General features: G+C 38.7%; 14 protein-coding genes. 6 read left to right on the top strand and 8 right to left on the bottom strand.

Going from position 1 to position 18463, the window contains the following annotated elements; genetic code table 11:
* Positions 1–219 precede the first annotated feature (219 nt).
* Positions 220–3378, top strand: a complete 3159-nt coding sequence (locus tag QZT73_RS04735; protein ID WP_291786877.1) for a histidine kinase N-terminal 7TM domain-containing protein — start codon at positions 220–222, stop codon at positions 3376–3378.
* A gap of 154 nt (positions 3379–3532) precedes the next feature.
* Here QZT73_RS04735 and QZT73_RS04730 read toward each other — a convergent pair whose 3' ends face one another.
* On the bottom strand, positions 3533–4774 hold the full coding sequence (locus QZT73_RS04730) for a dipeptidase (protein ID WP_291785643.1): 1242 nt from the start codon (positions 4772–4774) through the stop codon (positions 3533–3535).
* 164 nt (positions 4775–4938) lie between these two features.
* Here QZT73_RS04730 and QZT73_RS04725 point away from each other — a divergent pair, with 164 nt between their 5' ends.
* From QZT73_RS04725 to QZT73_RS04715, 3 genes are all read left to right on the top strand, one after another.
* On the top strand, positions 4939–6654 hold the full coding sequence (locus QZT73_RS04725) for a hypothetical protein (protein WP_291785642.1): 1716 nt from the start codon (positions 4939–4941) through the stop codon (positions 6652–6654).
* 145 nt (positions 6655–6799) lie between these two features.
* The gene (locus QZT73_RS04720; protein ID WP_291785641.1) at positions 6800–7801 is read left to right on the top strand and encodes an acyl-ACP desaturase; all 1002 of its coding nucleotides are present in this window, start codon (positions 6800–6802) and stop codon (positions 7799–7801) included.
* A gap of 129 nt (positions 7802–7930) precedes the next feature.
* The gene (locus tag QZT73_RS04715; RefSeq protein WP_291785640.1) at positions 7931–8785 is read left to right on the top strand and encodes a pirin family protein; all 855 of its coding nucleotides are present in this window, start codon (positions 7931–7933) and stop codon (positions 8783–8785) included.
* Positions 8786–8852: 67 nt separating this feature from the next.
* On the opposite strand, the gene nqrE is transcribed toward QZT73_RS04715, so the two are convergent.
* The 7 genes from nqrE to cmk all read right to left on the bottom strand — a co-directional run bounded on the left by nqrE (position 8853) and on the right by cmk (position 15254).
* Complete coding sequence (nqrE, locus tag QZT73_RS04710; protein WP_291785638.1) at positions 8853–9464, bottom strand: NADH:ubiquinone reductase (Na(+)-transporting) subunit E; 612 nt, start codon at positions 9462–9464, stop codon at positions 8853–8855.
* Between the two features lie 6 nt (positions 9465–9470).
* Positions 9471–10154, bottom strand: coding sequence for an NADH:ubiquinone reductase (Na(+)-transporting) subunit D (locus QZT73_RS04705; RefSeq protein ID WP_291785637.1), 684 nt, complete (start codon positions 10152–10154; stop codon positions 9471–9473).
* Positions 10155–10179: 25 nt separating this feature from the next.
* Positions 10180–10956 (bottom strand): NADH:ubiquinone reductase (Na(+)-transporting) subunit C, encoded by a 777-nt coding sequence (gene nqrC, locus QZT73_RS04700; RefSeq protein WP_291785635.1) that lies wholly within the window; start codon positions 10954–10956, stop codon positions 10180–10182.
* Positions 10943–12157, bottom strand: coding sequence for an NADH:ubiquinone reductase (Na(+)-transporting) subunit B (locus QZT73_RS04695; RefSeq protein WP_291786874.1), 1215 nt, complete (start codon positions 12155–12157; stop codon positions 10943–10945). Before QZT73_RS04695 ends, nqrC begins: the two co-directional genes overlap by 14 nt.
* A 5-nt stretch (positions 12158–12162) precedes the next feature.
* Entirely contained in the window at positions 12163–13527 is a 1365-nt protein-coding gene (locus tag QZT73_RS04690) for a Na(+)-translocating NADH-quinone reductase subunit A (RefSeq protein WP_291785631.1), read from the bottom strand.
* Positions 13528–13659: 132 nt separating this feature from the next.
* Positions 13660–14562: a 4-hydroxy-3-methylbut-2-enyl diphosphate reductase gene (locus QZT73_RS04685; RefSeq protein ID WP_291786871.1), complete on the bottom strand. Its 903-nt coding sequence runs from the start codon at positions 14560–14562 to the stop codon at positions 13660–13662.
* Positions 14559–15254, bottom strand: coding sequence for a (d)CMP kinase (gene cmk / locus QZT73_RS04680; protein WP_291786868.1), 696 nt, complete (start codon positions 15252–15254; stop codon positions 14559–14561). The genes QZT73_RS04685 and cmk overlap by 4 nt, the downstream gene beginning before the upstream one ends.
* Positions 15255–15408: 154 nt before the next feature.
* Between cmk and ade the strand changes: the two genes are divergently transcribed.
* Complete coding sequence (gene ade, locus QZT73_RS04675; RefSeq protein WP_291786866.1) at positions 15409–17043, top strand: adenine deaminase; 1635 nt, start codon at positions 15409–15411, stop codon at positions 17041–17043.
* Positions 17044–17271: 228 nt separating this feature from the next.
* A complete protein-coding gene (locus QZT73_RS04670) occupies positions 17272–18414 on the top strand; it encodes an acyl-CoA dehydrogenase family protein (RefSeq protein ID WP_291785644.1) in 1143 nt (380 codons plus the stop codon).
* Positions 18415–18463: the final 49 nt, after the last annotated feature.

The raw sequence follows: 18463 nt of genomic DNA, 5'->3' as shown, positions 1-18463 counted from the left end.
AGGACATTTGAGGTTGAAAAAATAAAAAACATGAGTGCAATAAATCGGAGACTTTTCATAATAAAAGGTTTTAGTTTATTTATTTTTTAATCATTAATTCTGTAGTATTGAATAAATTAAAATTTAATTTCTTGGAGAAATTAATATTTCTATTTTTACTATATATTTTCCTCTAATTTAAGAAGATAAATATTAATTTGCTTTGTGAACCTATTAAATATGGACCTTCAGCTTGCTTATAACCCATACGCTCTCCCTGTATTTTTAGCCAGTGGCATATTCCTGACTTTAATTCTTTTATCGACTAAAAAACCCCATGTCCAGGGTGAAAATTATTTCATTTATCTAGTCACTGCCTGTTTTTTCTATTCTTTTTTTTATGGGGTTGAATTGTTAGGGGCCAATGCACAAACCATTAAGCTTTTTTATAAGTTAGAATTTCTGGGAGGAGTATTCATTACTCCTTTTTTATTGCTCTTTGTCCTAAAATATTCAGATCGCTCCAATTATATTACAAGGAGTTGGATTTACCTGTTGTTTGGAATAGCAACTTTTTTTCTAATCATGGCATTGACCAATGATCTGCACCATTTCTTCTACAAAGAAATTTCTTCCAAGCACAATACCTATTTTTCTTCTGTTTCGGTAACTCCCGCTTTTCTCCATTGGATGTACGCAGGTTTCAATACCGTTTTGATAATAATTGCAAATATTTTATTAATCAGAATGTTTTTTTCGGTCCCCTCAATCTATCGTGGACAAGTTTTGATTATGCTATTGGGAACATTCATCCCCTGGTTGGCTTACATCCTCATGGTTTTTGGATTCTACCCCTTTGGACTGGACCCTGTCCCTTTCTTTCTGGCATTAAGCGGAATCCTCTTCTTCTGGGCATTGTTCAAATACAGGCTTTTCAGGATCAATCCAATTGCTTTTAAGACGATTTTTGAAAACTTATCAGATGGTATTTTGATCATCGAAGAGGGTGGGGAAATTATCGCACAGAATAAAACCGGTGAAAAAATACTGTCTTCCATTTTCCCAAAGAAAAAATTCAATAACATCCAACAAATTCAGTTGAACTGGCCTGAACTGGCAGATCTTTTTCTGCCTACTCCGCCAAAAAAACTTATTGAGTTTACACTTGAGAAAGACGGGAGGTACTATATGGCCTTCTTAAAAAAAATCACCCAAGGAGACGAAGACAATGTTAAAAACACGCAATATCTCTTCTTTAGAGACATTAGCCCCCAAAAACAAGCAGAAGAAAGGATCCGCGCCAATGAGCAAAAACTACAGAGCATCAATACCTCATTACTTCGAAATGAAAAAATGCTCACCTCCATTGCTTTCGCTACAAAAGAATTACTGTCGAATGCCGACTTCAGAAAAGCAACACAGAAGGCCATTACTATCCTAGGAGACGGAGCAGGAGCGGACAGGGCATATCTCTTTGAGAACAGTATTGATGATGAGGGCTATTACTACAGTTCCCAACGATTCGAATGGAGTGCTTTGGGTGTTCCCCCCGAAATTGACAATCCTGAATTACAGAACCTTCCCATCAGTGTTTTTGGAGAATCCATGAAATTTCTCCTTGATAATGAGGTGTATTTCAACGTAGTAAGCCAAATTGAAGACGAAGGTTTAAGGGGGCTATTAGAGAGCCAAGGTATCAAATCAATACTATTGATTCCAATCTTCGTTGAGAAGAAATTTTGGGGATTTGTAGGATTCGATGATTGCCAAAAAGACAAAGAATGGAGCGAAGCAGAAACCGCCTTATTGATATCATTTGCCGAAAGTATTTCCAATGCCATTGAGCGGAAAAATATGGAGCAAAATCTAAGGGTATCCATGCAACAAGCCAAAGAGGCGAGTGTTGCAAAGTCTGAATTTTTGGCAAATATGAGTCATGAAATAAGAACGCCGCTCAATGGTGTGATTGGTTTTTCCGACCTTTTGCTAAAAACCAATTTAGATGCACAACAAAGAGAGTTTATAAAATCCATTATTCAATCTGGTAATCTCCTATTAGAAATAATTACAGATGTCCTGGATTTCTCAAAAATTGAAGCTGGAAAACTTGAACTGAGTCCTACCCCCACTGACTTGGAAAAACTGGCTTCTGAAACGCTTAAATTGATCGAACCCTCCCTAGAAGGAAAAGATATCCAATTAGAACTCAACATAAGTGGTGAAATTCCAGATTATATTTTGGTGGATAAAACAAGACTAAAGCAGGTGTTGATAAACCTTCTAAGCAATGCGGCTAAATTCACACATGAAGGCACCATAGCATTATTTATCAAAAGTAGGGGATTGACAAATGATAATAAAAGCATCAATTTGGAGATTGCCGTTTCTGATACAGGTATTGGCATCTCTAAAGAAAAAGAAAAAATCATTTTCGAAGCTTTCGCTCAAGAAGATAATTCCACCACGAGAAAGTATGGAGGCACTGGCTTGGGACTCACCATAAGCAATAAAATTTTACAGTTGATGAACAGCCAACTTCAACTTAAAACCGCATTAGAAAAAGGCAGTACATTTTCATTCTTGATATCCTTACCTATTGCAAATGCTGAAGAAGAAAATGCGTCGATAAAGAAAAAAGAAAGCATAAAATCCCAACCCCAAATCAAAGAAGAAACCCTTAATAAAATATTGTTGGTAGATGACAATCCGGTAAATATGCTTTTGGCAAAAACCATTGTGAAAAATCTTCTCCCAAAAGCCAAAATACTGGAAGCTAAAAATGGAAGAGAGGCGGTAACCTTGTTTCAAGAAGAGGCTCCATCAATGATATTTATGGATATCCAAATGCCCGAAATGAGTGGCTATGAAGCTACTATTGCCATAAGAAATATCGAGCAAAATGGTGAAAGAGTACCTATAGTTGCATTGACTGCGGGTACAGTCAAAGGAGAATATGACCGATGCCTGGAAGTAGGTATGGATAATTATTTATCCAAACCTGTAGTAGTGGCTGATATTCAGGGAATGCTGGATAAATATCTGGGTATTTCAGAAAAAGGAGATGAAAAGAAAGTTTTGTCCAAATTGGAAGAATTCAAAAATTCCGATCCTAAATTTTTTCATGAATTGGTAAAGGTCAGCCTCCAAAACATTGAAAAAATTCAGGAGGAATTATTAACAAACCTCGAAAATAACGACCTCAAGGCCGTAAAGCAATCCTGTCATGCTATGAAAGGAGTTGCCCTTAATTTGGATTTTAATGATTTGGCAGATGCTTGTGCCTCGGTGGAAGGCTTTGAGGAAATAAAACAAAATGAGAATTATAGGGCCTTTGAAAAAATCCAAAAACTGATCAAGGAAACTATCAATACGCTAAAGAAAGCAAATTCAAAGAATTAGTTCATTAAAAAACCAAGACTTTGCCGTCTTGGCTTTTCCACTTTTTTGTTGCGTAAACTTTAATTAGGAATAGGCTTGGATTGTAAACTTCATAATTCCTGCAGCGAACATCTAGAACAAGCTGAAAGCTTAATCATATGCTAGATTTAATACATCAATTTTCTGCAATAGCGTTGACTTGCTGCCAAACCCTAAAGAAGTTCTTGTAGCAAATTTTCTCAATATCTTCTATAGCATAGCCCCTTTTCAATAACTCGGCAATTATATTGGGATACATAGAAGCGTCCTTTAATCCTTCGGGTAAAGTATCACCTACTCCGTCAAAATCAGAGCCGAGGCCTACATAATCAACCCCCACTAAATTCACCACATGGTCAATATGATCAACCACTTTGGAAACATGGACGACTGGCTTCTTATCGGCAGCATATTCCCTTATATATGCTTGCGCCGCTTCGTCTCTGTAGCTAAGGTTATTTTCCTTTAACCACTCCTGAACATGTGCCCGAATCGCTGCATTGGCATCTGAATATTCCTGATCTAAGAAACTGCCTCCGAACGTTATCATCACCATGCCTTCCTTTTCTGCTATTTTCTTAATTATTTCATCCGAAACATTCCTCTCAAAACCTGGAGTAAATTTCCTCGCAGAACTGTGAGTGGCTACAATAGGAGCCTTGGAGATTAAGGCAACATCAAAAAAAGTTTTATCAGTTATGTGGGAAACATCAACAATCATTCCCAGTCGGTTCATTTCCAAAACTACTTCTTTACCAAAATCACTCAAACCTCCGTGCGTCTCTGCATCGTCATAGGAAGAGTCTCCGACAAGGTTATCTTTGCCATGGGTCAATGTCATATACCTTATACCCCTGTTATAAAAATACTCAATATTGGAAAGGTCATCTTCTATGGCTGCTGCATTTTCTATTCCCATGGGCAAGGATAGCATGCCGCTTTTGAAATTGTTCTCAATATCCTCGGGTGATCTGGCTAAGGCCAATTTGTCAGGCCAAGTATCAACCATTCTTTCAACCATCATAATTAAAGTATCAGCAAGCCCTTTTGCTCCTCCTGTTTCCTGATAGGACGCAGGTATATAAATGGCCATAAAGGGCGCATCTACCCCTCCTTCCCTGGCCCTGACATAATCGATATTTCCCTCAGTACTTTTGCTTACAAAATCAAAAACCTCTCCCCTCATATCGTGTCCCATATTGTACATTCGGAAAGGCAGATCCATATGCCCATCCACAATTATTGTATTTTGGGCAAGTTCCTTAGCTACTTCAAGTCTTTCATCATCTGAAAGAGCAGTATAATCAATATCTCCCGAATTTGGTTGACAGGCCAAAAGAAGGCCAAGAATTAGGATACTGTAAATGTTTTTTTTCATAATTGTCCTGTTAGAATTACAAAATAACCCTTTCATCTAATTCAATCATTTTAAGATTTATGAACGGTAATAATTTTCGCTGTAAATACATGAGCTTATTTGAATAAATTAGAAATTGGAATTTCTTATCGTTGTGATTTTAAGTATCTTCAAAAGAAAAAACTATGCGCTTCATCATATTCTTAGCGAGCTTATTCCTCATTAGCTGTCAGTCAAACCAAACACCCAAAATAACCATATCCCTTGCACCGGAATTTCAATCTGAACTTAAGGACGGTAGGCTTCTGCTGATTTTTCACCACAATGAGAAGACGGAACCCAGATTTGCCATCAACGATGATGCTACTTCTGCACAGGTGATCGGAGTGGATTTTGAGGATTATAGGGAAGGTGAAGACTTTTTATTTGATTTAAATGCATTTGGATACCCAATAGCTTCTTGGGAGGATATCCCAAATGGTGAATATTGGGTACAGGCTTATGTGATAAAATATGAAACTTTTGATAGGGCTGATGGATACAGAATCAAAATGCCAATGGATCAATGGGAAGGACGGCAATGGAATCGCACACCTGGGAATATTTTTAGCAAACCAGTGAAAATCTATTGGGATGGAAAATCAGATTTTTCATTAAAGATTGACCAAATAAACCCTCCTGTAGTCGAGCCAGACGACACCGAGTTCATCAAACATATAAAAATAAAAAGTGACTTATTATCCGAATTCTGGGGCAGAGATATGTATTTGGGGGCTCATGTGCTGCTTCCACGGGATTTTGAAAACAACCCTGATGAATATTATCCGCTCATGATTTACCATGGACATTTCCCTTCTGATTTCGATGGATTCAGAACAATACCACCGGATGAGGATTTAGAGGAGGAATATAGCCCTAGATTTGACATCTACGGTTACAACAAAATACAACAACAGGAAGCATATGATTTTTATTTGAAGTGGATTTCACAAGAGTTTCAAAAATTTATTGTGATACAAGTTCAACACGCCAATCCTTTTTATGACGATAGCTATGCGGTTAACTCTCAAAATATCGGACCTTATGGAGATGCCATCACCTACGAGCTTATCCCTCATATAGAACAGGAATTTAGAGGTATTGGGGAAGGATGGGCCAGGTTTACCTATGGCGGATCTACAGGAGGATGGGAAGCATTGGCCGTGCAGGTAATGTATCCGGACGAATATAATGCCTGCTTCGCTGCTTGTCCAGATCCTATAGATTTCAGGGCTTATACCACTGTCAATATTTATGAAGACGAAAACGCTTATTCCATTAAAGGCCCATTTAGGAATACCGAAAGGGTTGGAAAGAGGAATTACTTGGGGCATGTGTCTTCAATGTTGAGAGACATGAATTATAAAGAGCTGGCCTTGGGCGGAACCAAAAGCAGGTCAGGAGATCAATGGGATATTTGGCAGGCAGTGTATTCTCCTGTAGGTACTGATGGATACCCCAAACCCATTTGGGATAAATTCACTGGAGAAATTAATAAAGAAGTCGCATTACATTGGCGTGAAAATTATGACCTGAGGCATATTATGGAAAGGGATTGGTCAAAAATCGGAGGGAAATTAGAAGGGAAAATCCACATCTACTGTGGAGATATGGATAATTACTACCTCAATAACGCAGTATATCTTACAGAAGACTTTTTAGAAAATACAAGTGATCCCTACTACAATGGGGAAGTTTTGTACGGAGATAGGGCCGAACATTGCTGGAACGGTGATCCTGAACTTCCAAATTATATCAGCAGATTAAGGTACAATACCATGTATTTAGATAAAATAGGAAAAAGATTGGCAGAAACAGCCCCAAAAGGTTTTGACCAAAAATTATGGGTGTTGAAAAAGTAAAACCAAGAAGAAACCAAAATCAGAAATCGGGTTTCTAAGGAGTTATATCCATAATTTGTCACTACCTTTATATGATTACAGTACTATGACCTGAAATTTTCAATGTAATTATCATTAACCAAGAAATCGAAGGCTATATAATATTATGAGTAAATCAGAAAATATCAATTACGAATTAGAGAAAAACATGGAAGTCATCTCCCAATTGGATGGCTTCGTCAATCATGCTGTAGAAACCATCCTGGTCGATCCGGATGAATGTTGGCAACCCTCGGATTTTTTACCGGATATGGGCTTACCAAATGCCTTTGAAGAAGTTAAAAAACTTCAAGAAAGGGCGTCAAATATCCCAGATACAATAATTACTTCGCTCATTGGGAATATGATTACCGAAGAGGCCCTACCAAGTTACCAGACCTACTTCAATATGCTGGAAGGAATCAATGTAGAAGGAAACCTTTTAAGTAACTCAGGCTGGGTAAAGTGGTCCAAAGCCTGGACTGCCGAAGAAAACCGACATGGTGACTTACTCAACAAGTACCTTTACCTCTCGGGAAGAGCTGATATGAAAAAAGTAGAGCAGACCATTCATAGACTTATTTATAATGGATTTGATCCAAGATCTGAGAAAGATCCTTATCAGGCAATGATTTATACCTCTTTCCAAGAAAGAGCAACAAAAATTTCCCATGTAAATACAGGGAAACTCGCAGATAAAGCTGGAGATGATGTGCTCTCAAGAATATGTAAAACAATTGCAGGCGATGAGGCAAGACATGAAAAAGCCTACAAAAGCTTTATGTCACAGATTTTCGAAATAGATCCAAGTGGAGCGATTTTGGCATTTGAAAAAATGATGCGCAAGCAGATTGTGATGCCCGCAGTCCTGATGGGGCAGGGTGGAAATAACCCTTCACTCTTTGACCAATTTTCAGCTATTACCCAAAAAATCGGCGTATATACAGGTTGGGATTATGCCCGTATCATCGAACATTTAGTAAAACAATGGAAAATTGAAAATCTTACTGGACTATCCGATGTAGCAGCCAAAGCACAAGATTACCTTTCCAATTTATCCGACCGCTACATGAGACTGGCAGACAGAATGAAGGCTCCGGATGAAGTTTCTCTTGCATGGCTAAAATAACGCAACCTTTTCGAAAAAGTAACAGCATTTTACAGCGTTTAGAAAATCATCTCACTTTGGTTTAAATTTTAAGCAAATGGAACCAAAGTGGGATTTTTTTAATTATATGTATATACACACAATTGAGATATGCGAACTATTAAATCCATTCACAAGGCAGAATATCATCCCATAGCGGATTTGATAACATATAACCCAATGCCTTCACCAAAATTAAGGCAAATTGATCCCTTCATTTTCTTGAATCATCATGGCTTGCAAAATTATCCAAGCAATAATAATGGACTTCCATTTGGTCCCCATCCACATAGAGGAATGGAAACGGTGACTTTTATCCTTGAAGGAGATATCATGCATAAAGATTCAGGAGGACATGAATCTGTTATTGAAGCCGGCGGTATACAATGGATGACCGCAGGAAAAGGGCTCATTCACGCAGAAGTTTCCTCGGGAAAATTCAAAAAAGAAGGCGGTCCACTTGAAATCCTTCAACTCTGGATTAATCTACCGGCCAAATTAAAAATGACAGAACCAAGGTATATAGGATTACAAAAGGACGAAATCACAGCGTTTTCTATGGATGATGGCAAAGTGAATGTCCAATTGATTACCGGAAAATGGGGTCAGAACATTGGCTCCTTTCAAACCTTGTTTCCCATCTTTTTGAGTACTGTTCACATGAAAGCGAATGCAAGTATAATAAAAACTGTTTCTTCGTCCGAAAACATCTTTTTTTATATCGTACGAGGAGCAGTGAAGATTTTAGGAGAAGAAATTCCTTTTAGAAATCTAATCGAATTCAATAATGATGGGGACGAATTAGCTTTTGAAGCCACAGAAGATGCTGTAATTATTTTGGGACATGCAAAGCCATTTAACGAACCAATGATAGCTCAAGGTCCATTTGTAATGAATACCCAAGAGGAAATCATGCAAGCTTATCGTGATTACCAGTCCGGTAAATTTGGGAAATGGGAAGATTAATTTAAAAATCAAAAAGAAAGCCTTGAAGAAAATTCTTCAAGGCTTCCTTTTTTAAGAGGGCATGCATTTATAAATCAATTCCCATGAATGACATAAAAGCAATACCCATAAGTCCGGTTAATAACATAGTAATACCCAAACCTTTTAACCCATTGGGTACATTCGAATACTTTAGCTTTTCCCTGATAGCTGCGAGCGCAACCATTGCCAGGAAAAATCCGACGCCTGAACCGAATCCATAAACACCGGCTTCAGCCAAGGTATAATCTCTTGTAGCCATGAACAGTGATCCTCCAAGAATAGCACAGTTTACCGCAATCAATGGAAGGAAAATACCCAAGGCACCATAAAGTGCCGGAGCAAATTTCTCTACAATCATTTCAACTAACTGTACCATGGCTGCAATAATCGCTATGAACATAATAAATCTTAAGAAAGAAAGATCAATAGTGGCCATAGACTCCCCTAACCAAGAAAGGGCTCCTTCTTTCAAAATGTATTCATTCAATAACCAGTTAGTAGGTACCGTAACAGTCAATACAAAGATAACCGCCGTACCCAAACCAAGTGCAGTACTTACTTTCTTGGAAACTGCCAAAAAGGAACACATTCCCAAAAAGTAAGCGAAAACCATGTTTTCAATAAATATCGATTTTATTCCTAAGTTGATTAATTCCATGATTTTTTAATTATGTTCTACATAACCTGTTTTGGTACGCTGCACCCAAATAATCAATCCAAGAATGATAAAAGCCCCAACGGGAGATACCATTAAACCATTGGTTGCTAAACTGAACTCTCCCCCGAACAAACCGGAAATACTTTCATATACCGGTACGCCAAATACCGAACCAGATCCTAGTAATTCTCTAAAGAAAGCAACTGCTAAAATAATCCAAGAGTAACCAAGCGCAGATCCGAACCCATCGAGAACGGAATCATATGGTTTATTACCAAGAGCAAATGCTTCCAATCTACCCATTACAATACAGTTTGTGATGATCAGTCCAACAAATACTGAAAGCTCTTTATACATATCAAATGCAAAGGCCTTTAGTACCTCATTTACCAAAGTAACAAGTGTTGCAATCACTGCAAGCTGAACGATAATCCTCACTCGCGAAGGAATGGTATTCCTCAATAATGAGATTGTCAAATTGGCCATTACCATAACGAAGATCACGGAGATGGCCATGACCAATGTAGGCTGTAACTGTGTGGTCACCGCTAGGGCAGAACAAATACCAAGTACCTGTATGGTGATCGGATTATTATCTACCAAAGGATCTGTAATGAAACCCTTTCTTCTCTTGGACAGAAGCCCTTCTGCGGGTTTTTTGACTTCTGCCTGTGCTGTTTCTGTACTCATTATTCCAGATTTTTTATTTTCACAATTAATTAAGTGCTAAAGATTCCTCAGATTTGGAATCCTTCAACTTATCCAAATAAGCCTTATAGGCCTGAAGATAGTTTCTAAACATTGCATTGACACCATTTGCAGTAATCGTTGCACCTGACAAACCATCGACTTTATGGTCCTCACCAGAATAATCTCTACCCTCACCTTTTTGCATGGCAACGGATTGAAAATTACCCTCATCATCAAATATTCTTTTACCACGGAACCTGTCCTGAACAGCATTTTCAGTGATTCTTGCACCTAATCCAGGAGTCTCAGCTTTATGGCCAAAAGTTACACCTGCAATGGTATTCAAGTCAGTGTCCAGAGCCAGGAAGCCCCAAATTTCATCCCAAAGACCTGCTCCATAAACCTGAACAATATAAGCTTCAGATGCATCTGGTTTTCCTTCCTCATGAAAAATAAACATGGGATATAACCTTTTTTCAGGTGCCATTTTATAATTCTTGGCGACATTAACATTTTCTGCAATGATCGCATTGCCATCAGCATCTTTTTCAACCAGATTTCCATCTATGTCCACCACTTTTGATGTGATTCTTTTTTCGTAGTAATCCAAAATCTCATCAGGTTTCATTGCCCTTAAATCAGAAGCTGCTAAAACGGCTCCAAGAATTTGTTTCTTGGTATCAAGCTCCACTGCCTTCTTTTGTATCGGTGCTAATACCTGAGAAGTACCAGAAAGCAATAATCCTAAGACTACTGTCAATATTATTGAGAAAGTGATGATATAAGCGTTAGACTGTTGCACGTTGTAACCTCCTGTTTTTATTTGCTTTAACTACATAGAAATCAATCAAAGGAGCAAATACATTCATGAAAAGAACGGCAAGCATGATTCCTTCAGGATATGCAGGGTTTGTCACCCTGATAATTACCGTTAAGACACCGATCAAAAATCCATAAATCCATTTACCCAATTCGGTCTGTGATGCAGAAACCGGATCCGTTGCCATAAATACAACTCCAAAAGCAAGTCCTCCGATAACCAAATGATATTCCGGAGGCATGGCCATATATTCGTTTACTGCAAACATGTTCATTACCAAACCCATGATGTAAGCGCCACCAAAACCACTAGCAATGATCTTCCAGCTTGCCACTCCCGTACCGATCAGAATAGCAGCACCTATCAATGCCATCAAAGTAGAAGTTTCTCCGATCGATCCTGGAATCCATCCAATAAAAAGGTTGGCAAAACCAAAGAATCCATCAGCTAGGGAAGCGTTATGTCCATTCAATGCTGTCGTAACACTTTCTCCTTCCACTCCCGCATTGTAAGCGACAGCAAGTGCAGTTGCTCCTGAAAATCCATCTACAGGTGTTTTTTCTCCTATATAAGTCCATACCTGATCTCCTGAAATCTGAGCGGGATAAGCAAAATATAAGAATGCCCTGGCGGTCATAGCCACATTCAAAATATTCATTCCAGTACCTCCAAATACTTCCTTTGCTATAACTATCGCAAAAACTGTGGCCAATGCAACTTGCCAAAGTGGCAAAGTAGCTGGTACAACCAAAGGAATCAACATTCCTGTTACCAAGAAGCCCTCGTTGATAGGGTGTTTCCTGATGACTGCAAATGTTGCTTCTACCAATCCCCCAGCTGCATAAGATACAATGACTATTGGCAGAACTAATTGTAAACCAAGTAAAAACTTAGGCACAAAGTCTTCCCACAAACCAGCAGCCTGCCCTGTAGCAAGAAAATGCTGGTGTCCGGTATTGTAAATACCAAACAACAAACAAGGAATCATAGCAATCACCACAGTGATCATCATCCTTTTCAAATCAATAGCATCCTTCACCTGAGCTCCTTTAATACCTGCGGTATGATTGGGTTTGAACAGGAAGGTTTCTCCCGCCTCATACAGATAGTAAAGATTCTCCAACTTCCCACCTTTTTGAAAAAGGGGTTTCTGTTTGTCCAACAGATCTCTTAGAAACTTCATATTCGTTAACTATATTGAATTAAATCTATTCCTTTTCTTAAAATTTCCTGTACAGGATGCTTTGAAACGTCTACAAATTCACAAAGCGCCAAATCCTCTTCTATCACTTCATAAATCCCTAATTCCTCCATTTCATCAAAATCTTCAGCAAGTATTGCTTTCAATAAGTAAACAGGAAGGATATCCATAGGTGTAACATCTTCAAAAACACCTGTTTGAACAAATGCCCGCTCTTCACCATTGGTATTGGTATCGAGGACAAATTCTTTTTTGGGATTTAGGAAAGAAAGTAAACCCAATGCTCTATGATAACTAAGCCTACTGGCCGTTGGTTTCATCCAACCCAAGAATTCGTACTGATCTCCTTCTGGAAGTATTGTGATTTGGTGGTGAAAATATCCTAAATAACCATCCCTGTTAATTCTTTCACCCGTCAGAACATTGCCAGAAACTACACGGATATGATCCTGCTTGGTATTGCCTTCAACTAAAGTATCAACACACGCCCCCATGTAGGTTTCCGTGTAAACGGCCTTTTTGGCTTCTGATCCTGTAACAGCTATCCGTTTGGATGCATCATATTTCCCCTCCAAGAACAATTTCCCGATCTGCACAACACCGTAGGGATTGATAGTCCATACTACTTCTCCTTTGTTGATCGGATCTAGGTGATGGATTTGTACACCCACATTGCCTGAAGGGTGGGGTCCACTGAATTTATTCAGCACAACTCCCTTGGCATTCGCAAAGATGGACGGGGTCTGAACAGAGCCATCAACGTTTAAATGTAGTTTACCACTGCTAAGCTTAGATAATACGTCAATTCCAGCTTGGAAGTAAACATCCTCTCCTTCCAATAAAAACCCATAATCAGGCGCTAGTGGATGAGAATCAAACCCTGAAATAAAGATGGCTTTTGGAGTATCCTCAGGATTGGCGATGATTCCGTATGGCCTTTGAATGAGTTGAGGCCATACACCGCTTTTACACATATGGGTTATAGCATCCTCTCTATTCAATGATTGTAAGGAATCCTGTGAGAATTTATCAAAGTTTTCATAACTGATTTGGCTATCAGCAAGAATTTTGATCTCTAACAGTTTTCTTCTATCCCCTCTTTTGACTTCGACAATTTCTCCAGAAACCGGTGCTACATATTGCACGGAGTCTAAGGCCTTATCAAACATAATAGGAGTTCCTGCTTTTACTGTATCCCCTTCACTCACTGTTACTTTTGGTCTTTGCATCCCGATAAAATCGGTTGGCTTTAACGCAAAAGTTTTGGCGGATTTGAAGTCTCCAAGCTGCTTTTCAGCCTTGCCTACGAGCTTAATATCGAATCCCTTCTTAAGCTTTATTGTTTTTGACATATGATTTTATGAACTGTATGGTCTCTTGAAAAACGCCCCAAATCTAATAAATTAGATCAATTTTTAGAAGATTATTTTGGTATTATTTGTGCTTAATAGCACAGACATTTTCCCCATTTACGAAACTTCCCTTCAATTGTTCTCCAAAACCGTTCCTTCTTCTAGGGAATTTATATGATGCATTACCTGCTCCATTAACCACATAGGTGTGGAAGTGGCGCCACAAATTCCAACCCTATCGTTGGGTTTAAACCAATCGGGATTTATTTCATCCTCATTCTCTACGAAATAGCTGCGCTCATTTTCATTCTTGCACACTTGATATAAAGCTTTACCGTTGGAGCTTTTCTTACCGGACACAAAGACGACGACATCATTTTCCTGCGAAAAGCGTTGAAGTTGAGGTTCCCTATTAGAAACCTGACGGCATATGGAATCATTGGCATTGAAGTCAAACTCACTGAATTCGCCCTTCTCTGCTTTTATTCTGGCTTCAATCTTTTCTTTCAGCTCATAAAAACCCCTGGTACTTTTTGTGGTCTGACTAAAAAGGGTAACCGGTCTGGTAAAGTCAATTTTATCCAAATCCTTATCTTCCATGACTACAATGGCCTTTTCCAACGTTTGTCCAGTCAGGCCAATCACCTCTGCGTGGCCTTTTTTCCCGTAAATGACTATTTGCCCACGTTCCTTTTCCATTTTATCGAAGGCAGTCTTTACCCTGTGCTGTAATTTGAGCACAACTGGACAGGAAGCGTCTATAAGCTCAATATTATTTTCGATGGCAAGCCTGTAAGTCTCCGGTGGTTCACCATGTGCCCTTATCAATACCTTACAGTCACTGAGTTCCTGAAGCTGGTCCCTGTCAATAACCACCAGGCCTTTTTCACTTAGACGCCTGACTTCCATATCATTATGCACAATATCACCTAGACAATACAATTTATCAGAAACCGCCATTTCATCTTCCGCCATTTTGATGGCAAATTCTACTCCAAAACAATAGCCTGAATTCTTATCAATGCTTACTTTCATATTGTTTTATTATAATGGCCGATTTTTTCTTTGGCCAGATCAACAACTTGATTTACCTGTTCTTCAAATTCAAGAAAACTAGTATCTATTTCAATTGCATCAGAAGCCCTGTATAATGGGCTCTCTTTTCTGTTTGAATCAATTTCATCTCTTTCAGAAAGGTTACGAATGATATCCTCCAAAGTTACCTTTTGACCCTTATCTTGAAGCTCTTTTTGCCTTCTCTTGGCTCTTATTTCAAGATCTGCGGTCATGAAAACTTTGAGCTCGGCATAAGGAAAAACTACCGTACCGATATCCCTACCGTCCATTACGACGCCTTTTTGCTCTCCCATTAGCTGCTGCCTGGACACCAGCTCTTCCCTGACTTCTTTTATTTTACTGACCTCGCTGACAAAGCTGGATACTTCCATCGACCTTATGGGCTCCTCTACATTGATACCATTGAGATAGGTTTCCTGTTTACCAGTATGAGGATTTTTTTTAAAGCTTATCTGCAAATTTTGAATTTGCCTAATCAACTCTTCCTTATTTGTCAAGTCTACTCCCTGATTCAAAAAAAATAAAGTGGCTGCTCTGTACATAGCTCCAGAATCAATATAGGTATAACCAAGCTTATTGGCAACTGCCTTGGCTGTAGAACTTTTCCCGCATCCTGAGTATCCGTCTATTGCAATGACTATTTTTTGCATGAATTAAAAGTAGGTCCTCTTTTTTAAATATAGGCGCAAATATAGTAGTTTTAAATCTAAATTCTGTCAGGATTATATGTAATACTTATATAAGTAGGGGTAATCCAATTTAATGTTGAAATTTGAAAATTACGATCTTAAAATAAAGAAAATTATGGGCGGCTTTAAACTTTGTGGGCATTTGGTAGATATACCCAACAAGGCGATTTTTTCTGCAGAAATTGAAATAGTTAGGGGGAAAATCGTTTCAATCAGAAAGATCAAACCCTCTCCCGAACTGCCTTATATTTTACCAGGATTTATTGATGCCCACGTTCATGTAGAATCCTCTATGTTGGTACCTTCAGAATTTGCAAAGTTAGCTGTTTGTCATGGTACGGTTGCTACCATATCAGATCCTCATGAAATCGCGAATGTCTGTGGCATGCAAGGCGTCGACTATATGATTGAAAATGGTCAACAGGTTCCATTTAAATTTTATTTTGGTGCACCATCCTGTGTCCCAGCTACCCCATTTGAAACTGCCGGCGCTATCATCAACGCCAATGACATCAATGAATTGTTAAAAAGAGAAGAGATTGTTTATTTGGCTGAAATGATGAATTGGCCGGGTACGGTAAACCGTGACCCTGAGGTAATGGAAAAAATAGCCGTCTCCAAAAAATATGGAAAACCAGTGGATGGGCATGCCCCAGGCTTAAAGGGACAGATGGCCGCCAAATATGCGAGTGCAGGAATTAGCACTGACCATGAGTGTTTCAGCCTGGAAGAGGCTTTGGATAAAGCAGCATTGGGGATGAAAATTGCCATAAGAGAAGGTAGCGCCGCAAAAAACTTTGATGCCCTCATTGATATCCTGGACCAATATCCAGGTATGGTCATGTTCTGTTCAGATGATAAACACCCTGATAACCTTGCTTTAAGTCATATTGATGATATGGTAAAGCGCGCACTGGCCAAAGGGAAAAATCTCTTTGATGTATTGGAAGCTGCATGCATTACTCCTGTAAATCACTACAGGTTAGATGTGGGCCAACTGAGAATCGGCGATCCCGCTGACTTTATTGTTGTAAATGACCTTGAAAATTTTAAAGTACGTGCTACTTATATCGATGGACAAAAAGTTGCTGAAAGTGGAAAAAGTTTGATCTCCTCAATTCACAACAAAATCATCAATAATTTTCAAATAAGCGCAAAAAAAGAAGCTGATTTTTCTTTAGTTGCCAGAGGAAGAAATGTAAGAGTAATCGAAGTTTTAGACGGCCAGTTGATTACTCCAGCAGCTTCAGGAGAAATCAAAATTAATAAGGGGATGGCCGTCTCTAACTTGGAAAAGGATATCTTGAAAATCTCTGTCATCAACAGGTACCAAGATAGTGCACCTTCAATTGGTTTTATCAAAAACTTTGGACTGAAATCAGGGGCAATTGCTTCCTCTGTAGGACATGACTCACACAATATTATTGCCGTGGGTGTAGACGATGCCAGCATTTGCAAGGCTGTTAATCTTATCATTGCCGAAAAAGGAGGTATAGCTGCTGTAAATGAAAATTCGGAAATGATACTTCCATTGCCCGTTGGAGGAATCATGTCGGAAAAGGATGGTTATGAAGTTGCTGCTGCTTACACCCAAATCGATCTTTTTGCAAAAGAAATGGGTACTAGGCTTCAGTCTCCTTTCATGTCCCTTAGCTTTATGGCTTTATTGGTGATCCCTGAATTGAAACTAAGCGATAAAGGTCTCTTTAATGGAGAGGAATTCAAATTTACAAATGTGTTTTTATCATAATCTGTAACCACTTACAAAATTCTACCCACTGTTTTTCGAAAATTTTTATTCTGATTTCCTAAGAAAAGTACTCTTTTTATTCTGTTAGAAAAAATAAGATCAGGACAGAATCAAAGCTCTTGCAGTAAATTCGGGAAAATCGGTTGAACATATCAGACACACATAAACCATTGTGTTTTACAATATGTTAGTAAATTGAAAGAAAATAAACCCAAATACAATAATATGATGAATTTTGAGCTTAATGAGAATCAATCAATGATTGCTCAAATGGTGCGCGATTTTGGTGCAAAAGAAATAACGCCATACAGGAAAGATTGGGACGACCAGCAACATTTCCCATTGGATTTGTTTAAAAAACTAGGAGATTTAGGACTGATGGGCGTACTGGTTCCACATGAGTATGGAGGGTCAGGATTTGGCTATTTTGAATACGTGACAGCAATTGCGGAGCTTGCCAAATTAGATCCTGCAATTTCACTTTCCATGGCAGCGCATAACTCTCTTTGCACTGGGCACATCATGATGTTCGGTAATGAAGAACAAAAAAAGAAATACATCCCAAAATTGGCTACTTGTGAATTTTTGGGTGCTTGGGGGCTGACAGAACCCAATACAGGTTCGGATGCAGGAAATATGCGGACAGTTGCGATAAAAGATGGGGAACATTATATAATTAACGGTGCCAAAAACTTTATCACCCATGGGTATTCAGGAGATGTGGCAGTAGTAATTGCGAGAACTGGAGATATCGGGGATTCGCATGGGATGACAGCCTTTATCGTAGAAAAGGGAACCCCTGGATTCAAAGGTGGAAGAAAGGAAGATAAACTAGGTATGAGGGCTTCTGAAACTGCTGAAATGATTTTTGAAGATTGCAAAATACATGAAAGCCAGGTTTTGGGTGAAGTAGGAGAAGGCTTTATACAATCAATGAAAATCTTGGATGGAGGCAGAATTTCTATTGCAGCCCTATCATTGGGAATTGCTGAAGGTGCCTTAGAAGCTTCTATAGAATATTCCAAAGAAAGACAACAATTCAATCAACCTATCAGTAAATTCCAAGGAATTTCTTTTAAACTCGCCGATATGGCCACTCAGGTGGAAGCGGCAAGATTACTTACCTTCAAAGCAGCCGACCTGAAAAATAGAGGAGAGAAGGTTACCCTTGCTGGAGCACAGGCAAAATATTATGCCTCCGAAGTTGCTGTTTCCGTTTCCAATGAAGCTGTACAGATTTTCGGCGGGTATGGCTTTACAAAAGATTATCCGGTAGAAAAATTCTATAGAGATGCCAAATTATGTACCATAGGAGAAGGCACCTCAGAAATTCAAAAACTGGTTATATCAAGAGAGGTTCTGAAAAAATAAAAGATGTACTTTAGCCTTAAAGTTAAAAAGTTTATCAAGGACTTTTATT

The organism is Cecembia sp., from assembly GCF_007126775.1.
Taxonomy (GTDB): domain Bacteria; phylum Bacteroidota; class Bacteroidia; order Cytophagales; family Cyclobacteriaceae; genus Cecembia.
The sequence above is the reverse complement of the archived record's forward strand: the minus strand, read 5'-3'. Positions and strand labels throughout refer to the sequence as shown.

What these genes read in the sequence shown, in the direction of transcription:
- QZT73_RS04735 (WP_291786877.1), top strand. Translation starts at nt 220, where the DNA reads ATGGACCTTCAGCTTGCTTATAACCCATACGCTCTCCCTGTATTTTTA.
- QZT73_RS04730 (WP_291785643.1), bottom strand. Translation starts at nt 4,774, where the DNA reads ATGAAAAAAAACATTTACAGTATCCTAATTCTTGGCCTTCTTTTGGCC.
- QZT73_RS04725 (WP_291785642.1), top strand. Translation starts at nt 4,939, where the DNA reads ATGCGCTTCATCATATTCTTAGCGAGCTTATTCCTCATTAGCTGTCAG.
- QZT73_RS04720 (WP_291785641.1), top strand. Translation starts at nt 6,800, where the DNA reads ATGAGTAAATCAGAAAATATCAATTACGAATTAGAGAAAAACATGGAA.
- QZT73_RS04715 (WP_291785640.1), top strand. Translation starts at nt 7,931, where the DNA reads ATGCGAACTATTAAATCCATTCACAAGGCAGAATATCATCCCATAGCG.
- nqrE (WP_291785638.1), bottom strand. Translation starts at nt 9,464, where the DNA reads ATGGAATTAATCAACTTAGGAATAAAATCGATATTTATTGAAAACATG.
- QZT73_RS04705 (WP_291785637.1), bottom strand. Translation starts at nt 10,154, where the DNA reads ATGAGTACAGAAACAGCACAGGCAGAAGTCAAAAAACCCGCAGAAGGG.
- QZT73_RS04695 (WP_291786874.1), bottom strand. Translation starts at nt 12,157, where the DNA reads ATGAAGTTTCTAAGAGATCTGTTGGACAAACAGAAACCCCTTTTTCAA.
- QZT73_RS04690 (WP_291785631.1), bottom strand. Translation starts at nt 13,527, where the DNA reads ATGTCAAAAACAATAAAGCTTAAGAAGGGATTCGATATTAAGCTCGTA.
- QZT73_RS04685 (WP_291786871.1), bottom strand. Translation starts at nt 14,562, where the DNA reads ATGAAAGTAAGCATTGATAAGAATTCAGGCTATTGTTTTGGAGTAGAA.
- cmk (WP_291786868.1), bottom strand. Translation starts at nt 15,254, where the DNA reads ATGCAAAAAATAGTCATTGCAATAGACGGATACTCAGGATGCGGGAAA.
- ade (WP_291786866.1), top strand. Translation starts at nt 15,409, where the DNA reads ATGGGCGGCTTTAAACTTTGTGGGCATTTGGTAGATATACCCAACAAG.
- QZT73_RS04670 (WP_291785644.1), top strand. Translation starts at nt 17,272, where the DNA reads ATGAATTTTGAGCTTAATGAGAATCAATCAATGATTGCTCAAATGGTG.